Below are 21,808 nucleotides of genomic sequence, written 5' to 3'. Positions count from 1 at the left end.
CTTTTGAACAATTACCTACTCTGTAAGAAGAAGTATAAGAAGAAGCATGCTCATTCTAAAGGTTGCGTTCTAACAGTGAGTTGCTTATGATAAAGTGAAACTTTAATCAGTGGGGGGATGTTTATCCCCCGCTGATTATTAGTTGAACCAATCGGGCTTTTACGGGCAGTTGATCCCCAAACTAACTTCTTTGCCTTAGCTGAATTTTGAGGTGGGGGTCTTACTGCCCGTTAATAGCGGGGTAAATGAACAGAAGAGAATATTTTTTAGAATTAAAGGAGACGTTTATGCAAAAGTTTGAACAAGTTGTTTCATATATTGAAAATGGTGAAGCGGAAAAAGGATTACAATTATTAAAAGAACAATTAAAAATTGCAAATGATGAAGAGAAGTATGATATCGCTCGTTACTATCATACACTTGGATTTACAGATGAGGCATTAGCGATTACTGAAGACTTACGTTTACTGTATCCGGAAGAAAGTGAATTCACTGTATTTTTAGCAGAATTATATATTGATCTAGATAAAGAAGATGAAGCGATTGAAGTACTTCATGATATTCCAGAAAATGACGATTTATATGTTCAATCTTTATTACTTGTTGCAGATTTATTCCAAATGCAAGGTTTTGATGATGTAGCAGAGCAAAAACTATTAAAGGCGAAAGAAATGATGCCTGATGAACCTGTTATTACGTTTGGGTTAGCAGAATTATATAGTAGTAAAGGTGAAGAACAAAAGGCAATTACTTATTATGAATCGCTATTAGCGGAACATAAAGTAATGGGTGGTGTTGTAATCGCACTTCGTCTTGCAGAAACGTTAAGTGCGATTGGAAACTGGGAAGAGGCGATTTCTTATTATGAAGCAGGCCTAGAGGAACAAAAAGATATTCACTCATTATTTGGATATGCCTTCACATTATACCAAGGTGAAGAATATCAGAGAGCAATCGGTGCTTGGCAAGAACTAAAAGAATTAGACCCTGAGTACGCATCACTGTACATGTATTTAGCGAAAAGCTATGAAAAAGAAGGAATGCTTCAAGAAAGCTATGAAACGCTTCATGAAGGAATTAAAGTAGATGAGCTTTCAGTTCCGTTTTATGTAGAGTTAGCGAACATTGCGGCGAAATTAGGAAAAATAGTAGAAGCAGAGGAAGTTCTTCAAAAAGCACTTGAGTTAGATCCAGGGCATTTAGGCGCAACATTAAAATATGCGTATATCTTAAAAGAACAAGAAAAGTACGAAGATTTAATTGCAATTGTAGAGCGTGCTATTGATAGTGGAGAACCAGATACACAACTACTTTGGGACCTTGCGTATGCAAAAAAACAATTAGAAATGTATTCGGATGCATTAAAACACTATGAAAGTGCATATACTTCTTTTAAGAATCATCCAGACTTCTTAGAAGAATACGGTTATTTCTTATTGGAAGAAGGAAAGCGAAAAGAGGCGAAAGAAGTATTTACCCAGTTATTACAACTAGACCCGACACAAATTCATATTGAAGAGTTGTTATATAATTTAGAGGATTTTTCATAAGTTGGAAGGAAACTGAATGCCGCTTCTTGAATCTAAAAAGAAAAGAGAAAGACAGAGGAGGGACTTAATTGCTATGAATACCCCTGTTTCTGTAAACGAGAAGAAGGATTTTGTAAAATGGTTTTTGAATAATTACCAACTGAAACAGCGTGAATGTGTATGGATTCTGAATTATTTAATGAGTCACGACCAATTGATGCATAAAGTCCACTTCGTAGAGCATGCAAAATATTGTCCGCGTGGCTTAGTGATGTCAGCGAATTGTGTGAAAGACACACCGTTTCACTTTTTTAAACAAAATGTTATGACAACAGATGCTGAAAAATCGTTTCATGATATTCGTTTAAATCGAGATGAGGATATTTATATTCAACTCAACTTTAAATCATCGTTTCAAAATGCGAATTATGTAGCTGTATTAGAAGAAAACCCATATCTACCAAAGCATATTGAAGTAAATGAAAAAGATCGTTTACTTGCAGAAAGGTTTTTGGAAGAAAGTGTATTTTCGTTTAGAAGAGAACGCCTTTTGAAACAAATTGATGAAGCGTTAGATAAGCAAGATAAGGAAGCGTTTCATAGATTAACGGCAGAGTTAAAAACTTTATAGAATGTATTTGGATTAATATTTTTACAAATTTCAGACTTTTATCAAGAAAAACTACCTATATTGGGTAGTTTTTCTTTTTTTACCTCTTTTAGTATGGTTTAATATATATAAAGTGAAAGTTCTGTCATTTGTAAATGAAGGGGGGAAGAAATTTGAAATGGATTGTAAAAGATGTGGAACAGTTTGAGCAAGCAAGAGAGTATGTTGATACAGGAGTAATACCGCTTTTATCAATTTCGGCAGCGAAAGAAATAAAAATGGTTGTAGAACAAGGTGAATTTATCGAATTGTTGAGTATGGAATTGGAAAGAGAGTATAAAGGAAGAGTGCTTTTACTGCCTGCTTTTACGTATTTAGTAGAAAGTCAAAAGAATGAAAAAGGTCGTTTGCAAGAATGGACAAATCATTTACGAAGAGAAGGTTTTAAGCATATTGCTTATGTTACAAGTGATTTTTCATGGAAAGAGGATATACAAGAGTTACAGGGAGATTTATTTTGGTTTCCTTCATTAGCATTAGAACAATTTAGTGATCAAGCAAAGAGAGAAGTTATTCATGCACATATAAAAAATATAATGGTGATGTTGGAAGAGAAGTGGGGAAACTCGCAATAAACAGAAAGTTCTTATTATTATGAGTAGTATGATATTGACCTGTGCATGAGCGTATTATATCATGATAGTGTCCTAGTTTTTATTTTTTATATAATTTATCACGAGGGGACAATTTCTGATAGAGGGGGGAAATTTTCGTGAGCGAGAAAGAACATCGCGTGTCAAGAAGACAATTTTTAAATTACACACTCACAGGGGTAGGAGGCTTTATGGCTGCCGGTATTTTAATGCCGATGACGCGATTTGCGCTTGATCCGGTGTTAAGAAAAGAAGCCGGAACAGATATGGTTGCTGTTGCGCAAGTAAAGGATATTACAACAGAGCCGAAGCGTTTCGATTTTAAAGTGAAGCAGGTTGATGGTTGGTACAAGTCTGAAGAACCAAAATCGGCTTGGGTTCATAAAGATGAAAGCGGAGACATTGTTGCGTTCTCTCCAGTATGTAAACATTTAGGATGTACAGTTAACTGGAATTCGGACAAAGCACATCCGAATCAATTCTTTTGCCCATGTCACGGGGGGCGTTATACAAAAGATGGGATGAACATTAAGGGTACGCCACCCCTTGCTCCGCTTGATGTGTACGAGTCTAAAGTGAAAGATGGAACGCTGTATCTAGGAAAAGCAAAGCCAAGAGGGGGTGCAAAGTAGATGTTAAATAAAATTTATGATTGGGTAGATGAAAGATTAGATATTACACCAATATGGCGTGATATCGCTGATCATGAAGTACCTGAACATGTAAACCCGGCACATCACTTTTCTGCATTCGTCTATTGCTTTGGAGGACTTACCTTTTTCGTTACTGTAATTCAAATTTTATCTGGAATGTTTTTGACGATGTATTATGTGCCTGATATTAAAAATGCTTGGGAATCCGTTTACTATTTACAAAATGAAGTTGCTTATGGGCAAATTGTTCGTGGTATGCACCACTGGGGTGCTAGTCTCGTAATTGTAATGATGTTTTTACATACACTCAGAGTTTTCTTCCAAGGTGCGTATAAAAAGCCCCGTGAGTTAAATTGGATTGTTGGTGTTCTTATTTTCTTTGTTATGTTAGGTCTTGGTTTTACCGGATATTTATTACCGTGGGATATGAAAGCTTTATTTGCTACAAAAGTAGGGATTCAAATTGCAGAGCAAACACCGCTCATTGGTCCTTATATTAAAACATTACTCGCTGGTCATTCCGAAATTGTTGGCGCTCAAACATTAACTCGCTTCTTTGCTATTCACGTCTTCTTCTTACCAGCAGCACTTCTAGGTTTAATGGCCTTCCACTTCATCATGATTCGCAAACAAGGTATTTCCGGTCCACTATAAGAGATTGCTAAATTAAAGGGGAAAGAACTAAAGGAGGGAGATTATGCATCGCGGCAAAGGGATGAAGTTTGTAGGAGATTCTCGGGTACCAGTAGCTCGGAAACCAAATATTCCAAAAGACTATTCTGAATACCCAGGGAAAACAGAAGCATTTTGGCCGAACTTCTTGTTAAAAGAATGGATGGTTGGTGCAGTTTTTTTAATCGGTTATTTATGTTTAACAGTGGCGCATCCGTCGCCACTTGAGAGAATGGCGGATCCAACAGATGCTGGATATATACCACTTCCAGATTGGTATTTCTTATTCTTGTATCAGTTATTAAAGTATTCTTATGCTTCCGGTTCATTTACTGTAATTGGAGCGTTTATTATGCCAGGGATTGCGTTTGGTGCATTACTGTTAGCTCCATTTCTTGATCGAGGTCCAGAAAGACGTCCATTGAAGCGTCCTGTAGCAACTGGATTTATGCTTTTAGCAATTGCATCGATTATCTTTTTAACTTGGGAATCTGTAGCACACCATGACTGGGAAGCTGCAAAGAAACAAGGAGCAATTGTAAAAACAGCGCCAGTTGATAAAAATGATGATGGCTATAAATTAATGCAAAAAAATACTTGTTTAACATGTCATGGTGACAACTTACAGGGCGGGGCGGCAGCACCAGCACTGCAAAACTTAACTTTAAAGCCAGAAGAAATTGCTAAAATTGCGAAAGATGGAAAAGGTTCCATGCCTAAAGGTGTATTTAAAGGTACAGATGAGGAACTGAAGAAGCTTTCGGAATTCGTTGCAAAGTATAATAAAAAATAATAAAAAGCTGACTACAAAATTTGTAGTCAGCTTTTATATTTAGTTGGATGAAGTTTGTTATAATAGAGTAGGATTTAGTGAATGAATTACTTTGCTTGAAAGGTGTTGGACATACAGATTGGTGTACTTGTATGCAATGTTAAGACAACGCTCGGTATTATTATTTTTATTGGTTGTTAACATATTAGGTACAATTTACGGGTTTATATGGTACGGAAATCAATTGAAAGAAACGTCACCTATATTTTGGCCGTTTGTACCAGATAGTCCTATGGCGAGTCTCTTTTTTTTCTTTGTTTTAATTGCTTTTTTGACAAAGAGAAACTGGGGATTAATAGAAGCACTAGCGATTGTTACTTTAATAAAATATGGTATTTGGGCTGTTGTTGTAAATGCGATTATGATTTACGTAAAAGGTTCTATTGGCCTTATGGGCTACATGTTAATGCTTTCGCACTTTGCGATGGCGGTGCAAGGTGTTTTATATGCTCCATTTTACCGTATAAAAAAATGGCATTTTATAGTAGCGGGTGTGTGGACGTTGCATAACGATGCAATTGATTATTTATTTTGGCAAATGCCGCGATATGGAATTATGCATTTGTTTGTAGAGGAAATTGGTTATTTTACGTTTTGGTTAAGCGTTGCTGTACTATGTATTACATATTATTGTTGCTTACGTGAGCACAGGAAACAATTTTCTTTATGATGGTTAGAACATTTAGGGGGAGAACATGGAGAAAAATAAGAGTGGTACAAAAATATTGGATCGATTGATTACTTTAATTGTTTCATATAGCATAGCATTTTCTATTTTTGCACTTGCAACAACGGCAGTTGTGTATGGAAAATGGCTGTATTATTTTGAAATTGATTTTTTAAATATTCCTGATTTAGCGGATATGACGAAGGATGAAATTAAAAGAAATTACGATGTGCTTATTACATATTTATCCCCGTTTTATGACGGAGCATTACATTTGCCAACATTAGATATGTCTACAAATGGCCGTATTCATTTTGTAGATGTTAAAAATATTTTAGTAAAGATTCAATATGTGATGTATGCGACAATTATGATTGCAGTGATAGGCGGAATTTATTTATTAAAAAAGAAAAATGAAAAGTTTTTACTGCACGGATCGATTTTAACAATCATTTTTCCGATAGCGCTTATGTTACCAATCGCTATTAATTTTGAAAAGAGCTTTGTATTATTCCATAAGCTTTTATTCAGTAATGATTATTGGATGTTTGATATTGAAACGGATCCAGTTATATTAATGCTACCAGAGGAGTTCTTTATGCATGCTGCGTGTGCTATTTTATTATTCATTTTAGGTGGTAGTATACTTTGTTATAGTTTATATAGATATTTCGTAAAAAAGAAAAGGATGTCAAAGAAAAAATTCTCTGCTTAAAGAGAATTTTTTCTTTGTAAAACGATAATATATTTTTCGGTTCAGTTCTGTTCTATTCTTGTCCCAATTAACATATTTTGTACTAGTAGTTATAGGGGGGACCGGGATGAAGAGAACATTAATTGGATTGATAGCATTTCTAATTATAATGTTTCCATTACGTATATATGCTGAAGAGTGGAATGAGCTAACAGGGTTGTTAGATGACTCGTTACAGTTAGTGAAGCGTAATGAAGATGAAAAAGCAGTACAAGTATTACAACTTTTCTCAGAGCAATTTTTAATCAAGGGGAATGAAAAGAAGCAGGAAGTAACACCAGATCAAGTTAGAGTTATTTCTTTAGCTTACGACAAGGCGCAACAATCGCTCTTTGAAGAAGGTTTAGGTAAGCAAGCTAAAATGGATAATGTGCTGGCATTACAACTTGCTGTTGATGCGCAAGTATCGAAATATCAACCGCTTTGGATGGAAAGAGAAAGAAAAGTAATGGATGCCTTTTCTCAAATGGAAAAAGCGATGGAAAAAGAAGATGTTGGGCAGTTTCAACAAACGTTAAATACATTTTTAAATGAATTCAATATTATTTATCCAAGCTTAATGATTGCTTTGCCAGAAAACGAGGTACAGCGTGTAAATGCTCATTTATCTTATTTGGATGAATTTCGTAACGTTATGTTAAAAACGAAAGGCGGCCAAATGCAATTAGGGATTATTAAAGGGGATTTGCAAAAGATATTTCACACAGTAAAAAAGGATGAAATTGCACCCTCTCTCATTTGGTTTATGACAATTACTGGGGGACTTATTTTATTCACATTAACTTATGTTGGATGGAGAAAGTATAAAGGAGAGAGAGAGAAAAGAAAAAGTAATGTACATTCTAAAAATAGATAATGTAATAAGTAAAGATATGGATTGTAAGGTTTATTTATTGACAATAGTGGCAGAAGAAAATAGAATGAGAAGTACTATAATTAAAACTTCAATGGAGGTTCATGATGTTTTATTTAATTTACTTCGCGATCATAATGATCATACCGTTGTATGCACAGTCAAGAGTACGTAGTGCCTATAGCAAGTATTCACAAGTTTATTCAACATCAGGTATGACAGGAGCGGAAGTGGCTCGAAAAATTTTAGATGAAAATGGATTATACAACGTAGCTGTAGAAGAAACACCAGGTCATTTATCAGATCATTATGATCCAACCGCTAAGACGGTTCGATTATCAACAGATAACTATTATGGACATTCAGTTGCTGGTACGGCAGTTGCAGCACATGAAGTAGGACACGCAATTCAAGATGCAAAAGATTACAAATTTATGCGCGTTCGTCATTCGTTAGTGCCAGTTGCAAACTTTGGTTCGAATATGTCTTGGGTTTTCGTCCTAATCGGTATATTTGCACAAATGTCTGGTTTGTTGTTATTAGGTATCATTCTAATGGCAGCAGGTGTTGTGTTCCAGCTCGTTACATTACCAGTTGAGTTTGATGCGTCAAAGCGTGCGATGCAACAAATTGAAGCGTTAGGTATTGTATCAACAGATGAATATGGCCAAGCTCGTAAAGTATTAAATGCGGCAGCATTAACATATGTAGCAGCTGCAGCTGTAGCGGTATTTGAATTATTACGTCTCGTATTAATGTATACTGGTATGCAGCGTAGCGACGACTAAAGACTATCAATTTTGATAGTCTTTTTTTGTTGTGTGGCTTGAATTATATAATGTATTGCAAATAGAAATAATAGAAGTAATGCGGAAAGGCGGTGGGGGGAAATGAAATATCCAGACCATTTAGTAAAACAAGTGAAAGAGCGTAGTGCTCCTTATCAACTAGAAGGTTTTTTAAGTGGACAAGGCCCTGAAAATCCCAAATTTATGTTGTTAGGAGAAGCGCCTGGTGAAACAGAAATTCATAATGGGATTCCGTTTAGCGGGAGGGCGGGAAAACAATTAATGGGTTTTTTAGAGCGTATTCACGTTACAAGGGAAGAAGTATATATTACGAGCGCTGTTCGGAGTAGACCTTATAAATGGCGAGAGAAAAAAGAACGAAATGGTGAAATCATACAAAAAAAGTATAATAGAACGCCAAATCAAGGAGAAATAGTTGCCCATGCGCCTTTATTAGATTATGAATTAGAGAAAATAAATCCGAAGCTTATCGTCACGCTTGGAAATATCGGTCTTCAACGTTTAACAGGAAAAAATAAAAAAATCACAGATGTACATGGGCAATTATTAAAACAGCCCATTCAAAAATTAAAGGATATGCAAAGTGCAGAGTTTATATGGTCAGAGAATGAATATCATGTTTTTCCAACTTTTCATCCAGCTTCTATTTTTTATAATCGGAGTTTATTGGAGCTTATTTATGAGGATTTGGAGAAGCTTAAAAGACTTGTAATAAAAAACTAGAAAAGCTAAGGTGCTTTTCTAGTTACATTTAATTATGTAAAGGGTTTTTATTTTCATCTAACGTAAATCCTTCACCAACTACATCATGTACATCACTTACAGCGACAAAAGCATGAGGATCTACAGACGTAATAATATTTTTTAATTTCACGATTTCATTTTTAGCAACAACGCAATACAATACGTTACGTTCCACTTTTGTATACGATCCAACGGCTTTTAAAAAGGTTGCTCCGCGCTCCATTTCAGATAAAATTTTGGCAGCAATTTCATCGTTTTTCTCTGAGATAATAGTCGCTCCTTTTGCAGCATAAGCCCCTTCTTGCATAAAATCAATGACTTTAGCACCGATAAAAACAGCAACTAGCGTATACATGCCCTCGCGGTATGATAAATAGGTAAGAATAGAGACTACGATAACGACAGCATCAAACATAAACATTGTTTTTCCCATACTCCAGCCAACATATTTGTGAGCTAGTCGTGCGATAATATCTACACCGCCAGTAGTCCCGCCATATTTAAATATTATTCCAAGGCCGATACCTATAAATGCCCCAGCGAATAAAGCTGCGAGTGTCATATCATTTTGCAAGTTTAAATGTAAGTTTAGCACTTCGTAACGCTGGAAAATCCATAGAAATAAAGATACGCTAAAGGTGCCGATTAATGTATATAAAAATGTCGTTCTGCCAAGTAACCTCCAACCAATAAAAAATATAGGGATATTTAAAATTAAGTTTGAGTAGGAAGGATCAAACTTAAATAAAAAATACAATAATAGTGTAATACCAGTAAACCCACCCTCTGCAAGGTGGTTTTCAATATTGATATTGACAATACCGAAAGAAAATATAGCGGAACCGATTAAAATAAAAATAATATTTCGCATCTTCAATTTTGATGTCATATAGAAATCCCCCTAATTATGTAATGATTGCATTGCTCCGCTGAAACAGTAAAACATAATAATAAGTAATTTCTAGTTGCAACCCGATTGGTGTGCGCTGATTTTTTGCGAAAAGCACATAAAAGAAGTTTCACTTTACCCCGTACCAACGGCTTGTAGGAGATAAAGTTCTGAAGAAAGGCGAACCAGCCGTAGGAACCCGATTAGTTCGGGCTGATCTTTTGCAAAAATCGCAAAAGAAGTTTCACTTTATTATAGTCTATCCAAAAAAGGGTCGCAAATAGGTGTTTGGCGGGGAATAATATTTGTCAAATCGCGATGAATTGGCTAACATGAAAGAGGAAGGATTAGAGGTGAATAGTATGGAAGCAAAAACGATGAAAGATATGCAGAAAGAAGTAGATGCATATATTGGTCAGTTTAAAGAAGGTTATTTCAGTCCGCTTGCAATGATGGCTCGTTTAACGGAAGAAATGGGAGAGCTTGCAAGAGAGGTAAATCATTATTATGGTGAGAAACCGAAGAAAACAACTGAAAAAGAAAATAGTATTGAAGAAGAGCTTGGAGATGTATTATTTGTTATGATTTGTATGGCAAATAGTTTAAATATTGATTTAGAGACAGCACATAACATTGTAATGAACAAATTTAATACACGTGATAAAGATCGCTGGACACGTATTGATGAGGGAGAGAAAGAATAATGAAAGAAATTAAAGTAATTATCGCCGGACCAAGAGGACGTATGGGACATGAAGCAGTCCTTCTTATGGAAAGAACGGAACATTTAAATTTAGTAGCAGCAGTGGATTATAAGCATGGTGGTGAGAAGATTTCTGATTTACCTGGCATGCCAGCATTACATGCACCGATTTACGCTGATTTACATACTTGTTTAGATGAAGTAGAAGCAGACGTGTTGTTAGATTTAACAACACCAGAAGTTGGGAAACAACACGTTACACTTGCAGTTGAGCGTGGACTTCGTTCTGTTATTGGTACAACTGGATTTACAGAAGAAGAATTGGCACGTTTAACAGAGAATGCAAAAGAAAAAGCAGTAGGAACAATTATTGCTCCAAACTTTGCAATTGGTGCAGTTCTTATGATGAAATTCTCACAAATGGCAGCGAAATATTTCCAAGATGTTGAGGTAATTGAATTACATCATGATCAAAAATTAGACGCACCATCTGGTACAGCTGTAAAAACGGTAGAATTAATTCGTCAAAATCGTGAATCAAAGCAGCAAGGTCATCCAAATGAAGTAGAGCAACTAGCAGGTGCACGTGGTGCAAATGTAGACGGTATTCACATTCATAGTGTACGTTTGCCAGGGCTTATTGCACACCAAGAAGTAATGTTCGGTGGAGATGGACAAATGTTAACAGTTCGTCATGATTCATTCAATCGTGCATCATTTATGTCAGGTGTAAAACTATCAATTGAGACAGTAATGAACCTGGATCATCTTGTGTACGGTTTAGAAAATATTATCGACTAAAGGGGAGACAACGGATGAAAATTGCCTTAATCGCACATGACAAAAAGAAAAATGATATGGTTTCGTTTGCATACGCATATAAACCAATTTTTGAACAACATGAATTATTTGCAACAGGAACGACAGGGCTTCGCATTATGGAAGCGACTGGATTAGTTGTAACAAGATATCAATCTGGCCCTCTTGGTGGAGATCAAGAAATTGGTGCAATGATTGCAAAAAATGATTTAGATATGGTGATTTTCTTCCGCGATCCATTAACAGCACAGCCGCATGAACCGGATGTGAATGCATTGCTTCGTTTATGTGATGTATATGCGATTCCACTTGCAACGAATATGGCAAGTGCTGAAATGTTAATGCACGCATTAGAGCGAGGAGATTTAGATTATCGTAAGTTAAGAAAATGAGGGGAACAATTATGAGTGGATTACATATATTAGCGTTTGGTGCTCATGCCGATGATGTTGAAATCGGCATGGCTGGTACCATCGCTAAATATACAAAGCAAGGGTATGAAGTAGGTATTTGTGATTTAACAGAAGCTGATCTTTCTTCAAATGGAACGATAGAGTTGAGAAAAGAAGAAGCAAAGGTTGCAGCTCGTATAATGGGAGTAAAAACGAGACTGAATTTAGCGATGCCAGACCGTGGTTTGTATATGAAAGAAGAGTATATACGTGAAATTGTCAAGGTGATCCGTACATATAAACCAAAACTAGTTTTTGCGCCGTACTATGAAGATCGCCATCCAGATCATGCAAATTGTGCAAAGCTTGTGGAAGAGGCTATTTTTTCAGCAGGAATCCGTAAATATATGCCGGAACTTGCACCACATCGTGTGGAGTCTTTTTATAATTATATGATTAATGGTTTTCATAAACCGAATTTTTGTATAGATATAAGTGAGCACCTCTCTATAAAGGTGGAAGCATTAGAATCGTATGAAAGTCAGTTTTCAACAGGGAGTGATGGGGTTAAGACACCGTTAACAGAAGGATACGTTGAAACGGTGATTGCTCGTGAGAAGATGTTTGGAAAAGAAGTTGGAGTCTTGTATGCCGAGGGATTTATGAGTAAGAAACCGGTTTTATTACATGCTGATTTATTAGGGGGATGTAAATGAAATTAAAAATAGGTATTACATGTTATCCTTCTGTAGGTGGTTCTGGAGTTGTTGGAACAGAATTAGGAAAGCAATTGGCGGAACGCGGGCATGAAATTCACTTTATTACATCGGGTTTACCATTCCGGTTAAATAAAGTATATCCAAACATTTATTTTCATGAAGTGACGGTAAACCAATACTCTGTATTTCAATATCCACCATACGATTTAGCGTTAGCAAGTAAAATGGCAGAGGTTGCACAAAGAGAAAATCTAGACATTTTACATGTGCATTACGCAATACCACATGCGATTTGTGCATATTTAGCAAAACAAATGATCGGAGAGCGTATTAAAATTGTTACAACCTTGCATGGAACAGATATTACTGTGTTAGGTTCCGACCCTTCGTTAAATAATTTAATTCGTTTTGGTATTGAGCAATCGGATGTTGTAACTGCTGTCTCGCATTCATTAATTAACGAAACGCATGAGCTTGTAAAACCAAGTAAAGAAATTCAAACGGTATATAACTTTATAGACGAACGTGTATATTTCAAGCGTAATATGTCTCAATTAAAGAAAGAATACGGTATAAGTGAGAGCGAAAAAGTACTTATTCATATTTCGAATTTCCGTAAAGTGAAACGTGTGCAGGATGTTGTTCAGGCATTTGCTAAAATTGTTAAAGAAGTAGATGCGAAGTTGCTTCTTGTTGGAGACGGACCAGAATTCTGTACGATTTTACAGATAGTGAAGAATTTACATATTGAAGATCGCGTTTTATTCCTAGGCAAGCAAGATAATGTTGCAGAACTACTTGCGATGAGTGATTTAATGTTGCTTCTATCAGAGAAGGAAAGTTTTGGTCTTGTTTTATTAGAAGCAATGGCGTGTGGTGTACCTTGTATCGGAACACGGGTCGGAGGTATTCCAGAGGTTATTCAACACGGGGGAACAGGATATTTATGTGAAGTTGGCGATACAACAGGAGTGGCAAATCAAGCTACTCAGCTATTAAAGGACGAGGAACTTCATCGTAATATGGGAGAACGAGCAAGAGAAAGTGTTTATGAGCAATTTCGCTCAGAAAAAATTGTTTCACAATATGAAACGATTTACTATGACGTACTAAGGGATGACAAAAATGGAAAGATTTAAAAAAGCTAGTTCTATTATTGAGACATTAAAGCAACAAGGACATGAGGCTTACTTTGTTGGTGGGAGCGTACGAGATCTTATTATCGATAGGCCGATTGGAGATATTGATATTGCGACATCTGCTTTACCAGAAGAAGTGATGGCTATATTTCCAAGAAATGTTCCTGTTGGTCTTGAGCATGGAACTGTAATTGTTTTAGAAAATGGTGAGCCTTATGAGGTAACTACTTTTCGAACAGAAAGCGAATATGAAGATTTTCGAAGACCTAGTAGTGTTCAATTTGTTCGTTCATTAGAAGAGGATTTAAAACGTCGTGATTTCACTATGAATGCAATTGCTATGACAGAAGAAGGCGAAATGGTTGATTTATTCGCTGGACAGGAAGCCATTCAACAGAGAGAAATCGTGACAGTTGGAAATGCTGCGGATCGTTTTCAAGAAGATGCCCTGCGAATGATACGTGGTATTCGGTTTGTAAGCACGTTAGGTTTTTCAATAGAAACGAAAACGAAGCAAGCGATTGAAACGTATGGGCATTTGCTAGAACATATAGCAATTGAGCGCATTACAGTAGAGTTTGAGAAACTGTTAACTGGTACATATTGTGTGAAAGGTCTCAAAGAATTAGTAGAGACGAAGCTATTTTCTCATTTGCCATATTTACAAATGTCAGAAGAAAGACTCTTAACAGCTACGCGGTATAAATGGGATTCTTTCGAAACGGATATTGAGGCGTGGGCATTTTTCTTATATTGTATCGGAGAAGAACATCCATCTGTCTTTTTACGTCAATGGAAGTTTTCGAATAAAAAAATAAAAGATATTGTTGCAGTTTTATTGGCAATCCGTACTAGAAAGGAGAGGGGTTGGGATACAGTCCTTCTTTATAAAACGGGAATTCATATCGCTGAAATGGCAGAGAGAGTATATGAAGCGATGATTGAAAGCTATGACCCTACATCTGTTAAACGAGTACAATCAATGTTTCATGTATTGCCAATCCAGGAGCGTCAAGAAATGAATGTGACTGGTAATGATTTATTAAACTGGGCAAACAAAAAGCCTGGTCCGTGGGTTGCTGAAATGCTTCAGAAAATCGAGGAAGCAATCGTACAAGGGAACATAGTTAATGAGAAAGAGCGTATAAGGGAGTGGCTGCAAGGATGCAATCTACTATAAGAAAGCAGTTATTACAAGTTTTTTCTGAAGCGGATGGCGAGTTTGTATCCGGCCAAACGATTAGTGATAAACTTGGTTGTTCAAGAACTGCTGTATGGAAACATATGGAAGATCTCCGGAGTGAGGGATATGAACTTGAAGCTGTGCGTCGATTAGGTTACCGAATTGCAAGTAAGCCAGACAAAGTGACTGCTAATGAAATTCAGTTAGGGCTACAAACGAAGCGAATTGGTAGAACAGTGTATTTTGAAGAAACTGTTGAATCAACGCAGCACATTGCAGCAAAACTGGCTTATGAAGGTGCAGAAGAAGGAACTATCGTTGTAGCAGAAGAACAAACAGCGGGAAGAGGTCGTTTAAGCAGAAAATGGCATTCACCAAAAGGAACAGGAATTTGGATGAGTATTATTTTACGCCCATCGATTCCAGTTCATCATGCACCGCAACTTACTTTGTTAGCGGCTGTTAGTGTTGCACAGGCAATTGAAAAATGTACAGGTGTAGGCGTGGGAATAAAATGGCCAAATGATATTTTAATTCAAGGTAAAAAGGCTGTAGGTATATTAACAGAAATGCAAGCGGATCCTGATAAAATTAATGCTGTCATTATGGGCATCGGTATTAATGCGAATCAAAAGCAAGAACATTTTGATGAAGAAATTCAGCACATTGCTACTTCATTAGCGATTGAATCAGGTAAGCCGATTGTTCGTGCAGAACTTATGCAACAAATCTATTTACAACTAGAAAAATTATATGAAGAGTATTTACAAAATGGTTTCTCTGTCATTAAAATTCTTTGGGAAAGTTACGCTGTGAGCATCGGGAAAGAAATTACTGCTCGAACGATGAGAGAGACGATTACGGGGTTAGCGAAAGGAATCACAGAGGATGGTGTATTACTTCTGGAGGATCATGAGGGGAAAGTACATCATATTCATTCTGCAGATATCGAAATTAAGTAAAAGAAGTTCCTCTTTTGGAACTTCTTTTTATTTCAATATTTTTGAGTTGAATTTGTAACATGATAATAAATTCTTTTCATATTTAAAGTTCACTTCAAAATATCTTCCGTCTAGTTGGCCTGGCATGTTATTTGACGATTACTTTGCCTTCCATTCCTTTAAGAAGATGGTATCGACATATTAATTCATATGTACCAGTATTTTTAGGTTTCACGGTAATATTCTTTTCTTTTCCTGACTCGACTACGACGTCAATGCCGAGTTTTTTCACTGTAAAGGTGTGCTCGTTTTTACCTTTATTTTTCAATAGTAATGTTGTAGATCCTTCAAGCGGAATCTTGATGACATTTGGATTAAAGTAATCATCATTTAGTTCAACCTCAATCACGTTCGTTAAATCGGTGGGTTGTGTTACGACATTAACTGAGGCAAATACATGAAAGGATCCTAAAGACATCCACCATACAATCATTACAAGCAAACTGCTGAATCGAAATAACCACCTGTTCATAGACATCTGCAATTCTCCTTTGTTAAGTACTTTTCCTCAATTAACCTGCATCATTAGTTTAAGAGTTATACTATACAGTTCAATTGATTATAGAAGAAATTAACTTAGATTTTTTTAACATGCGTTGAAAAAACATGTATCTTTTCAAGATTGAATTATCTATAAAAACTTTATCCCGCTATTTGTCGGGCTGATTAAATTTTCACTTTATAGCATATATACTCTCTTGTTAAATTTCATATACCGCAATAAGAATAAAAAATTATTTTTTCAAAAAAATGTAGTAATTCCTTTTTGTAGTTTGCTATAATTAGTTCGAATGTGGGCAGTATCAGAGTGAACTGCACCATGATTCGAAGTAATATGAAAAATAATAACTTGGATTCTGCCTTGATCCAATAACGGACTGGGACAGAGGGATGAATAATGCCGACTAACACACAACCCTTCTGCCCTTTTATGGCCAGAGGGGTTTTTTATATGATTTCGGCCATCTCCTCTCTCCTGCATAAAGGAGGAGTAGTTTTTGAAAACAAAAACAGATTTTTTGAAGATGAAAGAGCAAGGTGAGCCGATTACAATGCTAACGGCGTATGATTATCCATCTGCTAAATTAGCAGAAGAAGCTGAAGTTGATATGATTTTAGTTGGAGATTCTCTTGGAATGGTTGTACTCGGATACGATTCAACAGTACCTGTAACAGTAGAGGATATGATTCATCATACGAAAGCTGTACGCCGCGGAGCGAAAGAGACGTTTATTGTAACTGATATGCCATTTATGTCGTATCACGTATCATTACAAGAAACGATGATGAATGCACGCCGCATCGTTCAAGAGAGCGGGGCGCACGCATTGAAGGTAGAAGGTGCTGGAGAAGTTATATCAACGATTCAATATTTGACGAACGCAGGAATTCCTGTTGTAGCGCATTTAGGTTTAACACCTCAATCTGTAGGAGTGTTGGGTGGATATAAAGTGCAAGGAAAAGATGCGGAGAGTGCAAAAAAATTAATAGAAGATGCAAAGAAATGTGAAGAAGCTGGTGCAATAGCGCTTGTGTTAGAATGTGTACCAATGCAGTTAGCAGAACTTATTTCAGAACAACTAACAATACCAACAATCGGGATTGGTGCAGGACAAAAAGTAGATGGGCAAGTGCTTGTTTATCATGATCTTATCTCATATGGCGTAAATCGTGTTCCAAAATTTGTGAAGCAATATACTTCTGTTCAAGAGGAGATTGTGCGCGGGATTTCACAATACGTTACTGAAGTAAAGACAAGGCAATTTCCTGAAGAAAAACATTCGTTCACAATGAAAGAAGAAGACCGCTTAGCGTTATACGGGGGAAAACAATAATGAAAATCGTAACTACAGTGCAAGAGATGCAGCAAATTACAAACGAACTGCATGCAAGTGGAAAAAGTATTGGTTTTGTTCCAACGATGGGTTATTTACATGAAGGGCATGCTACCTTATTACGTAAGGCAAGAGAAGAAAATGAAATTGTAGTTTTAAGTGTATTTGTAAACCCGCTGCAATTTGGCCCAAATGAAGATTTAGATCGATATCCTCGTGATATTGATAGAGATGAAAATGTAGCAAAAGAAAACGGTGTAGATTATTTATTTTATCCGAGTGTAGAAGAAATGTATCCATCAGAACAAACAACAACAGTAGAAGTTGTGAAACGCACGGACGTATTATGCGGTAAACAAAGACCTGGTCATTTTGCTGGTGTTGCAACTGTACTAATGAAACTATTTAATATTACGCTGCCAACGCGTGCTTATTTCGGTATGAAAGATGCTCAACAAGTTGCAGTAATTGAAGGATTTGTAACTGATTTCAATATTCCAGTTACAATCGTACCAGTTGATATTGTAAGGGAAGAAGATGGATTAGCGAAAAGTTCTCGTAACGTGTACCTATCACAAGATGAACGTGAAGAGGCTCTTCATTTATACCGCAGTCTATGTATAGCGAAAGAAAGAATTGAGGCAGGTGAACGTAATCCAGAAATCATTACAAATCTTGTGAAAGAGTATATTGAGACGCATACGAAAGGCACTGTAGATTATGCGGATTTATATGCATATCCGTCATTAACAATGGTAGAGAAAGTCGAAGGACGAATCATTTTAGCTATTGCAGTTAAATTTGAAAATGTAAGATTAATTGACAATATAACATTAACGGTTAAATAAGGGGGAGCATCTATGTTTCGCACAATGATGAGAGCAAAGTTACATCGTGCAACTGTAACGGAGGCAAATTTAAATTATGTAGGTAGTATTACAATTGATGAAGATTTAATGGATGCAGTAAATATTGTAGAAAATGAAAAAGTCCAAATTGTAAATAATAATAATGGTGCTCGCTTAGAGACATACGTTATTAAAGGGGAACGCGGTAGTGGTGTTGTTTGTTTAAACGGTGCTGCGGCAAGGCTTGTACAACCAGGGGACAAAGTAATTATTATTTGTTATGGGCTAGTTACGGAAGAAGAGGTTCATAAACAAGAACCAAAAATTGCAGTACTAGACGACAATAATCAAATTATTGAAATGTTAGGTGCTGAAAAAGCGGGTACGATATTATAAGTAGAAAAGCTATCTCCATTGCGGAGATAGCTTTTTTGTGCATCTTTTCATTAAGATGAGATAAAACGTGGTATAGTAACATTATATAAATTATTGTTGTTTGAACGGTAAGAAATTGAGGTGTTACATATATGAGTAAGCGTTATGTCGTTGTTGATTTAGAGACGACAGGGAACTCCTGGAAAGATGGGAAGGATAAAATTACCCAAATTGCAGCTGTTGTAGTAGAAGATGGAGAGATATTGGAGATTTTTTCGTCTTTTGTTAACCCAAAGAGAGAGATCCCACCATTTATTACAGAATTAACAGGGATTGATGAAAGTCTTGTAAAACAAGCCCCGTTATTTCAAGATGTAGCCCCGATGATTGTTGAGCTATTACAAGGTGCGGCTTTCGTTGCGCATAATGTTCACTTTGATTGGAATTTTTTAAATGAAGAATTAAGGCAGGCTGGATATACAGAAATACATTGTCCTAAAATCGACACGGTTGAATTGGCTCAAATTCTTTTACCGACAGCTGATAGTTATAAATTACGTGATTTAGCTAAGAAGCACGAACTAGAACATGATCAACCACATCGTGCGGATAGTGATGCTCTTGCAACAGCGGAATTATTTTTACAATTTTTAAATGAAATTGAAAAGTTACCACTTGTCACGTTGCAATCGCTTTATGAATTAAGCGACGTGTTTCAAAGTGATATAGCTGATGTGCTTTCTGAAAATATTTTAAAGAAAGTAATGCATGGTAAAGAAGATATAGCGGAGTATGAAATACATCGAAATATTGCGCTGAAAAAGCGGAACTATTCCTTAAACCTTGGAGAAACGTGTTCATCAAAGTTTGATGCTTTCTTGAATAAAACGATGGATAAATTGGAATCACATATGCCAAAGTTTGAAAGAAGAGAAAGTCAACAACTGATGATGAAAGAGATATATACGGCGTTAAGAGATTCTCGTTTTTCACTAATTGAAGCCGGTACAGGAACAGGAAAGACTCTTGCGTATTTGCTTCCTAGTCTTTATTTTGCAAAGAGAAAAGAAGAACCTGTCATTATAAGTACACAAACGGTACAACTCCAACAACAAATATTAGAAAAAGAAATTCCGTTATTACAAAAAATAATGCCATTTTCATTTGATGCAGCTCTTCTAAAAGGAAGAAAGCATTATCTTTGCTTACACAAATTTGAGTATGCTTTACAAGAGGAAGAAAAAAATTATGATATGGCACTTACGAAAGCGAAGATTTTAGTTTGGCTATTGCAAACTGAAACGGGTGATCGAGACGAATTAAATATTCCTGAGGGCGGAAAGTTACTTTGGAATCGTATTTGTAGTGATGCGTATAGTCCAGGCGGTATGCAAAGTAATTGGTTTAGTCGTTGTTTTTACCAGCGAGCGAAGAATAAAGCTTTATTTGCAGATATCGTTATTACAAATCATGCGTTATTATTTCAAGATTTTTCAAGTGAAGAACCGCTGTTTGCTTCATGCGAACATATTATTTTTGATGAAGCTCACCATATTGAAGAAGCTGCGAGTAGAACATTGGGTGAACAGTTCTCTTGTATGTATTTTCAATTGGTTATATCTCGTCTTGGGACGCTAGAAACAGAAGATGTACTCTCCAAAGTATATAAAATGATGAAAAAATCAGAGCAAGCATCTCGTTCAACTTTCCGTATGATAAGTTATAGTTTGAAGGAACTTAAGTTTGATGCGGATGAACTCTTCCAAATGTTACGTACTTTTATATTTAAACAAACAAAGCAAGAACAAGGAACAAATAATATGCCGCTCATCTATAGGTATAACGCAGAACTAGAAAAAGGTAAGTTGTGGGATAGTATCGTCGAATTAACAAATCGTTTTATATATGAATTAAGAAGGGTAGTAACTGCTCTTGAGAAGCAAGTGGATATATTGCAAAGTAAGTTAGAATGGGAGATGCATGTTGTAACAGGTGAATTTATGCATTTAATTGAGTTGCTGAGAAAGATGGCAGAATCATTACAGTTACTCGTATTAGAAAAGAATTCGTATGTAACTTGGATGGAGACTGAAACGAAAGGGACGATTCATTCAACAGTTCTATATGCACAGCCTGTTCATATTGGTGAAAGATTTGCTGATAAATTTTTAACAGAAAAAAAGAGTGTTATTTTTACATCCGCAACACTAACAGTTAACGATACGTTTGATTATATAAAAGAGGAACTTGGTTTACATGATTTCGCTCCAAATACTTTAAAGGTTCCGTCGCCATTTCGTTATGATGAACAAATGAAATTAATGGTTTCAACGGATGTACCTTTTATTAAGCAAGTAAGTAATGAGCGATATATTGAATCTGTATCGGAACATATTGCAAAGATAGCGAAAGCCACAAAAGGCAGAATGCTTGTTTTATTCACTTCGTATGAAATGTTAAAAGAAGCGTATGCGAATTTAAAAAATAATGATGAATTAGAGGGTTATTTATTACTCACACAAAGTGTGAATAATAGAAGTCGAAGCCGCTTAATTCGAAAGTTTCAAGAGTTCGACAAATCAATTTTATTAGGGACGAGTAGTTTCTGGGAAGGGATAGATATTCCAGGAGATGCCTTAAGTTGTCTTGTTATTGTCCGTCTACCATTTACGCCTCCTCATCAACCTATGATGGAAGCGAAAGGTGAGTGGCTAAAAAATCAAGGTGAGGATGTATTCGCTAAATTAGCGTTGCCACAAGCAATATTACGTTTCAAACAAGGATTCGGCCGCTTAATTCGAACGAATACAGATACAGGAACGGTAGTAGTGTTAGATCGTCGTTTGACGAGTTCTTCCTATGGAAAACGATTTCTACAATCGATCCCTAACGTACCTCTTTATGAAGGGCCATTAGAAGAATTATTAGTACAATTAGAAGAACCATTAAATGAATAAAAATGGAAGAAAAATACGCCTGAAGTACTTATAAACTTCAGGCGTAAAAAATGTGGGTAGGAGGAATTTTATTTTTCTTACTTCTTGTATACAAAATGTGTTGGTTTTCGACTTGAAACCTTTTTTTGCTGTACATGTCCTGCTATAATAGATGGGTGATGAAGCAGGGGTT

Annotated in this window: 24 protein-coding genes; 22 read left to right on the top strand and 2 right to left on the bottom strand. The window is 36.1% G+C overall.

All coding sequences use genetic code 11. From position 1 onward, the window contains the following. Window positions 1-287 precede the first annotated feature (287 nt). The 11 genes from N2V92_RS27220 (at window position 288) to N2V92_RS27170 (ending at window position 8,755) form a co-directional block, all read left to right on the top strand. Complete coding sequence (locus N2V92_RS27220) at window positions 288-1,550, top strand: tetratricopeptide repeat protein (RefSeq protein ID WP_001168695.1); 1,263 nt, start codon at window positions 288-290, stop codon at window positions 1,548-1,550. A 73-nt stretch (window positions 1,551-1,623) separates the two neighbouring features. After that, window positions 1,624-2,160 (top strand): ReoY family proteolytic degradation factor, encoded by a 537-nt coding sequence (locus N2V92_RS27215; RefSeq protein ID WP_001095925.1) that lies wholly within the window; start codon window positions 1,624-1,626, stop codon window positions 2,158-2,160. 134 nt (window positions 2,161-2,294) lie between these two features. Beyond that, complete coding sequence (locus N2V92_RS27210) at window positions 2,295-2,774, top strand: YpiF family protein (RefSeq protein WP_003258820.1); 480 nt, start codon at window positions 2,295-2,297, stop codon at window positions 2,772-2,774. 137 nt (window positions 2,775-2,911) lie between these two features. Further along, window positions 2,912-3,424, top strand: a complete 513-nt coding sequence (gene qcrA / locus N2V92_RS27205) for a menaquinol-cytochrome c reductase iron-sulfur subunit (protein WP_001290420.1) — start codon at window positions 2,912-2,914, stop codon at window positions 3,422-3,424. Then, window positions 3,425-4,099: a menaquinol-cytochrome c reductase cytochrome b subunit gene (gene qcrB / locus N2V92_RS27200; RefSeq protein WP_000932700.1), complete on the top strand. Its 675-nt coding sequence runs from the start codon at window positions 3,425-3,427 to the stop codon at window positions 4,097-4,099. It begins immediately after the preceding gene. Between the two features lie 43 nt (window positions 4,100-4,142). Further along, a complete protein-coding gene (gene qcrC / locus N2V92_RS27195) occupies window positions 4,143-4,910 on the top strand; it encodes a menaquinol-cytochrome c reductase cytochrome b/c subunit (protein ID WP_000554601.1) in 768 nt (255 codons plus the stop codon). A 118-nt stretch (window positions 4,911-5,028) separates the two neighbouring features. Beyond that, on the top strand, window positions 5,029-5,619 hold the full coding sequence (locus N2V92_RS27190) for a DUF1405 domain-containing protein (protein ID WP_000262822.1): 591 nt from the start codon (window positions 5,029-5,031) through the stop codon (window positions 5,617-5,619). Window positions 5,620-5,644: 25 nt separating this feature from the next. Next, the gene (lit, locus tag N2V92_RS27185; protein WP_000414366.1) at window positions 5,645-6,331 is read left to right on the top strand and encodes a lipoprotein intramolecular transacylase Lit; all 687 of its coding nucleotides are present in this window, start codon (window positions 5,645-5,647) and stop codon (window positions 6,329-6,331) included. A 106-nt stretch (window positions 6,332-6,437) separates the two neighbouring features. Then, window positions 6,438-7,226 carry a sporulation protein YpjB gene (gene ypjB / locus N2V92_RS27180; RefSeq protein WP_000831587.1) on the top strand — a complete coding sequence of 263 codons (789 nt, stop codon included), beginning with the start codon at window positions 6,438-6,440 and terminating at the stop codon, window positions 7,224-7,226. A gap of 101 nt (window positions 7,227-7,327) precedes the next feature. Continuing rightward, window positions 7,328-8,011 carry a zinc metallopeptidase gene (locus tag N2V92_RS27175; RefSeq protein WP_003258828.1) on the top strand — a complete coding sequence of 228 codons (684 nt, stop codon included), beginning with the start codon at window positions 7,328-7,330 and terminating at the stop codon, window positions 8,009-8,011. A gap of 102 nt (window positions 8,012-8,113) precedes the next feature. Continuing rightward, window positions 8,114-8,755, top strand: coding sequence for a uracil-DNA glycosylase (locus N2V92_RS27170; RefSeq protein ID WP_000876853.1), 642 nt, complete (start codon window positions 8,114-8,116; stop codon window positions 8,753-8,755). Between the two features lie 28 nt (window positions 8,756-8,783). On the opposite strand, the gene N2V92_RS27165 is transcribed toward N2V92_RS27170, so the two are convergent. Continuing rightward, window positions 8,784-9,665, bottom strand: a complete 882-nt coding sequence (locus tag N2V92_RS27165; RefSeq protein ID WP_000202121.1) for a YitT family protein — start codon at window positions 9,663-9,665, stop codon at window positions 8,784-8,786. A gap of 362 nt (window positions 9,666-10,027) precedes the next feature. Between N2V92_RS27165 and N2V92_RS27160 the strand changes: the two genes are divergently transcribed. From N2V92_RS27160 to N2V92_RS27130, 7 genes are read left to right on the top strand one after another with little or no spacing between them, the layout of a single operon-like run. Then, complete coding sequence (locus N2V92_RS27160; protein WP_014894810.1) at window positions 10,028-10,369, top strand: nucleotide pyrophosphohydrolase; 342 nt, start codon at window positions 10,028-10,030, stop codon at window positions 10,367-10,369. Beyond that, window positions 10,369-11,169, top strand: coding sequence for a dihydrodipicolinate reductase (gene dapB, locus N2V92_RS27155; RefSeq protein ID WP_000658818.1), 801 nt, complete (start codon window positions 10,369-10,371; stop codon window positions 11,167-11,169). The genes N2V92_RS27160 and dapB overlap by 1 nt, the downstream gene beginning before the upstream one ends. 14 nt (window positions 11,170-11,183) lie before the next feature. Beyond that, window positions 11,184-11,579: a methylglyoxal synthase gene (mgsA, locus tag N2V92_RS27150; protein ID WP_000684765.1), complete on the top strand. Its 396-nt coding sequence runs from the start codon at window positions 11,184-11,186 to the stop codon at window positions 11,577-11,579. An 11-nt stretch (window positions 11,580-11,590) separates the two neighbouring features. Continuing rightward, window positions 11,591-12,295, top strand: coding sequence for a bacillithiol biosynthesis deacetylase BshB1 (gene bshB1 / locus N2V92_RS27145; protein ID WP_000015671.1), 705 nt, complete (start codon window positions 11,591-11,593; stop codon window positions 12,293-12,295). Continuing rightward, window positions 12,292-13,437: an N-acetyl-alpha-D-glucosaminyl L-malate synthase BshA gene (gene bshA / locus N2V92_RS27140; RefSeq protein WP_042597476.1), complete on the top strand. Its 1,146-nt coding sequence runs from the start codon at window positions 12,292-12,294 to the stop codon at window positions 13,435-13,437. Before bshB1 ends, bshA begins: the two co-directional genes overlap by 4 nt. Further along, window positions 13,424-14,617: a CCA tRNA nucleotidyltransferase gene (locus N2V92_RS27135; RefSeq protein WP_000439309.1), complete on the top strand. Its 1,194-nt coding sequence runs from the start codon at window positions 13,424-13,426 to the stop codon at window positions 14,615-14,617. The genes bshA and N2V92_RS27135 overlap by 14 nt, the downstream gene beginning before the upstream one ends. Then, window positions 14,602-15,582, top strand: a complete 981-nt coding sequence (locus tag N2V92_RS27130; protein WP_001192058.1) for a biotin--[acetyl-CoA-carboxylase] ligase — start codon at window positions 14,602-14,604, stop codon at window positions 15,580-15,582. Before N2V92_RS27135 ends, N2V92_RS27130 begins: the two co-directional genes overlap by 16 nt. Before the next feature lie 127 nt (window positions 15,583-15,709). Here N2V92_RS27130 and N2V92_RS27125 read toward each other — a convergent pair whose 3' ends face one another. Then, window positions 15,710-16,099: a cupredoxin domain-containing protein gene (locus N2V92_RS27125; protein ID WP_042597478.1), complete on the bottom strand. Its 390-nt coding sequence runs from the start codon at window positions 16,097-16,099 to the stop codon at window positions 15,710-15,712. 520 nt (window positions 16,100-16,619) lie between these two features. Between N2V92_RS27125 and panB the strand changes: the two genes are divergently transcribed. The 4 genes from panB to dinG all read left to right on the top strand — a co-directional run bounded on the left by panB (window position 16,620) and on the right by dinG (window position 21,636). Then, a complete protein-coding gene (panB, locus tag N2V92_RS27120) occupies window positions 16,620-17,456 on the top strand; it encodes a 3-methyl-2-oxobutanoate hydroxymethyltransferase (protein ID WP_000851105.1) in 837 nt (278 codons plus the stop codon). Then, window positions 17,456-18,304 carry a pantoate--beta-alanine ligase gene (panC, locus tag N2V92_RS27115; protein ID WP_000707008.1) on the top strand — a complete coding sequence of 283 codons (849 nt, stop codon included), beginning with the start codon at window positions 17,456-17,458 and terminating at the stop codon, window positions 18,302-18,304. The genes panB and panC overlap by 1 nt, the downstream gene beginning before the upstream one ends. Before the next feature lie 12 nt (window positions 18,305-18,316). After that, window positions 18,317-18,700, top strand: a complete 384-nt coding sequence (panD, locus tag N2V92_RS27110; protein WP_000490186.1) for an aspartate 1-decarboxylase — start codon at window positions 18,317-18,319, stop codon at window positions 18,698-18,700. A 131-nt stretch (window positions 18,701-18,831) separates the two neighbouring features. Continuing rightward, a complete protein-coding gene (dinG, locus tag N2V92_RS27105) occupies window positions 18,832-21,636 on the top strand; it encodes an ATP-dependent DNA helicase DinG (protein ID WP_000044952.1) in 2,805 nt (934 codons plus the stop codon). The last annotated feature ends 172 nt before the right edge of the window (window positions 21,637-21,808 follow it).

It is taken from the genome of Bacillus sp. CH_48 (genome assembly GCF_038008465.1).
Taxonomy (GTDB): Bacteria; Bacillota; Bacilli; order Bacillales; family Bacillaceae_G; genus Bacillus_A; species Bacillus_A thuringiensis_S.
Note: the sequence above shows the minus strand (reverse complement) of the source record. Positions and strands in the feature narration are given on the sequence as shown.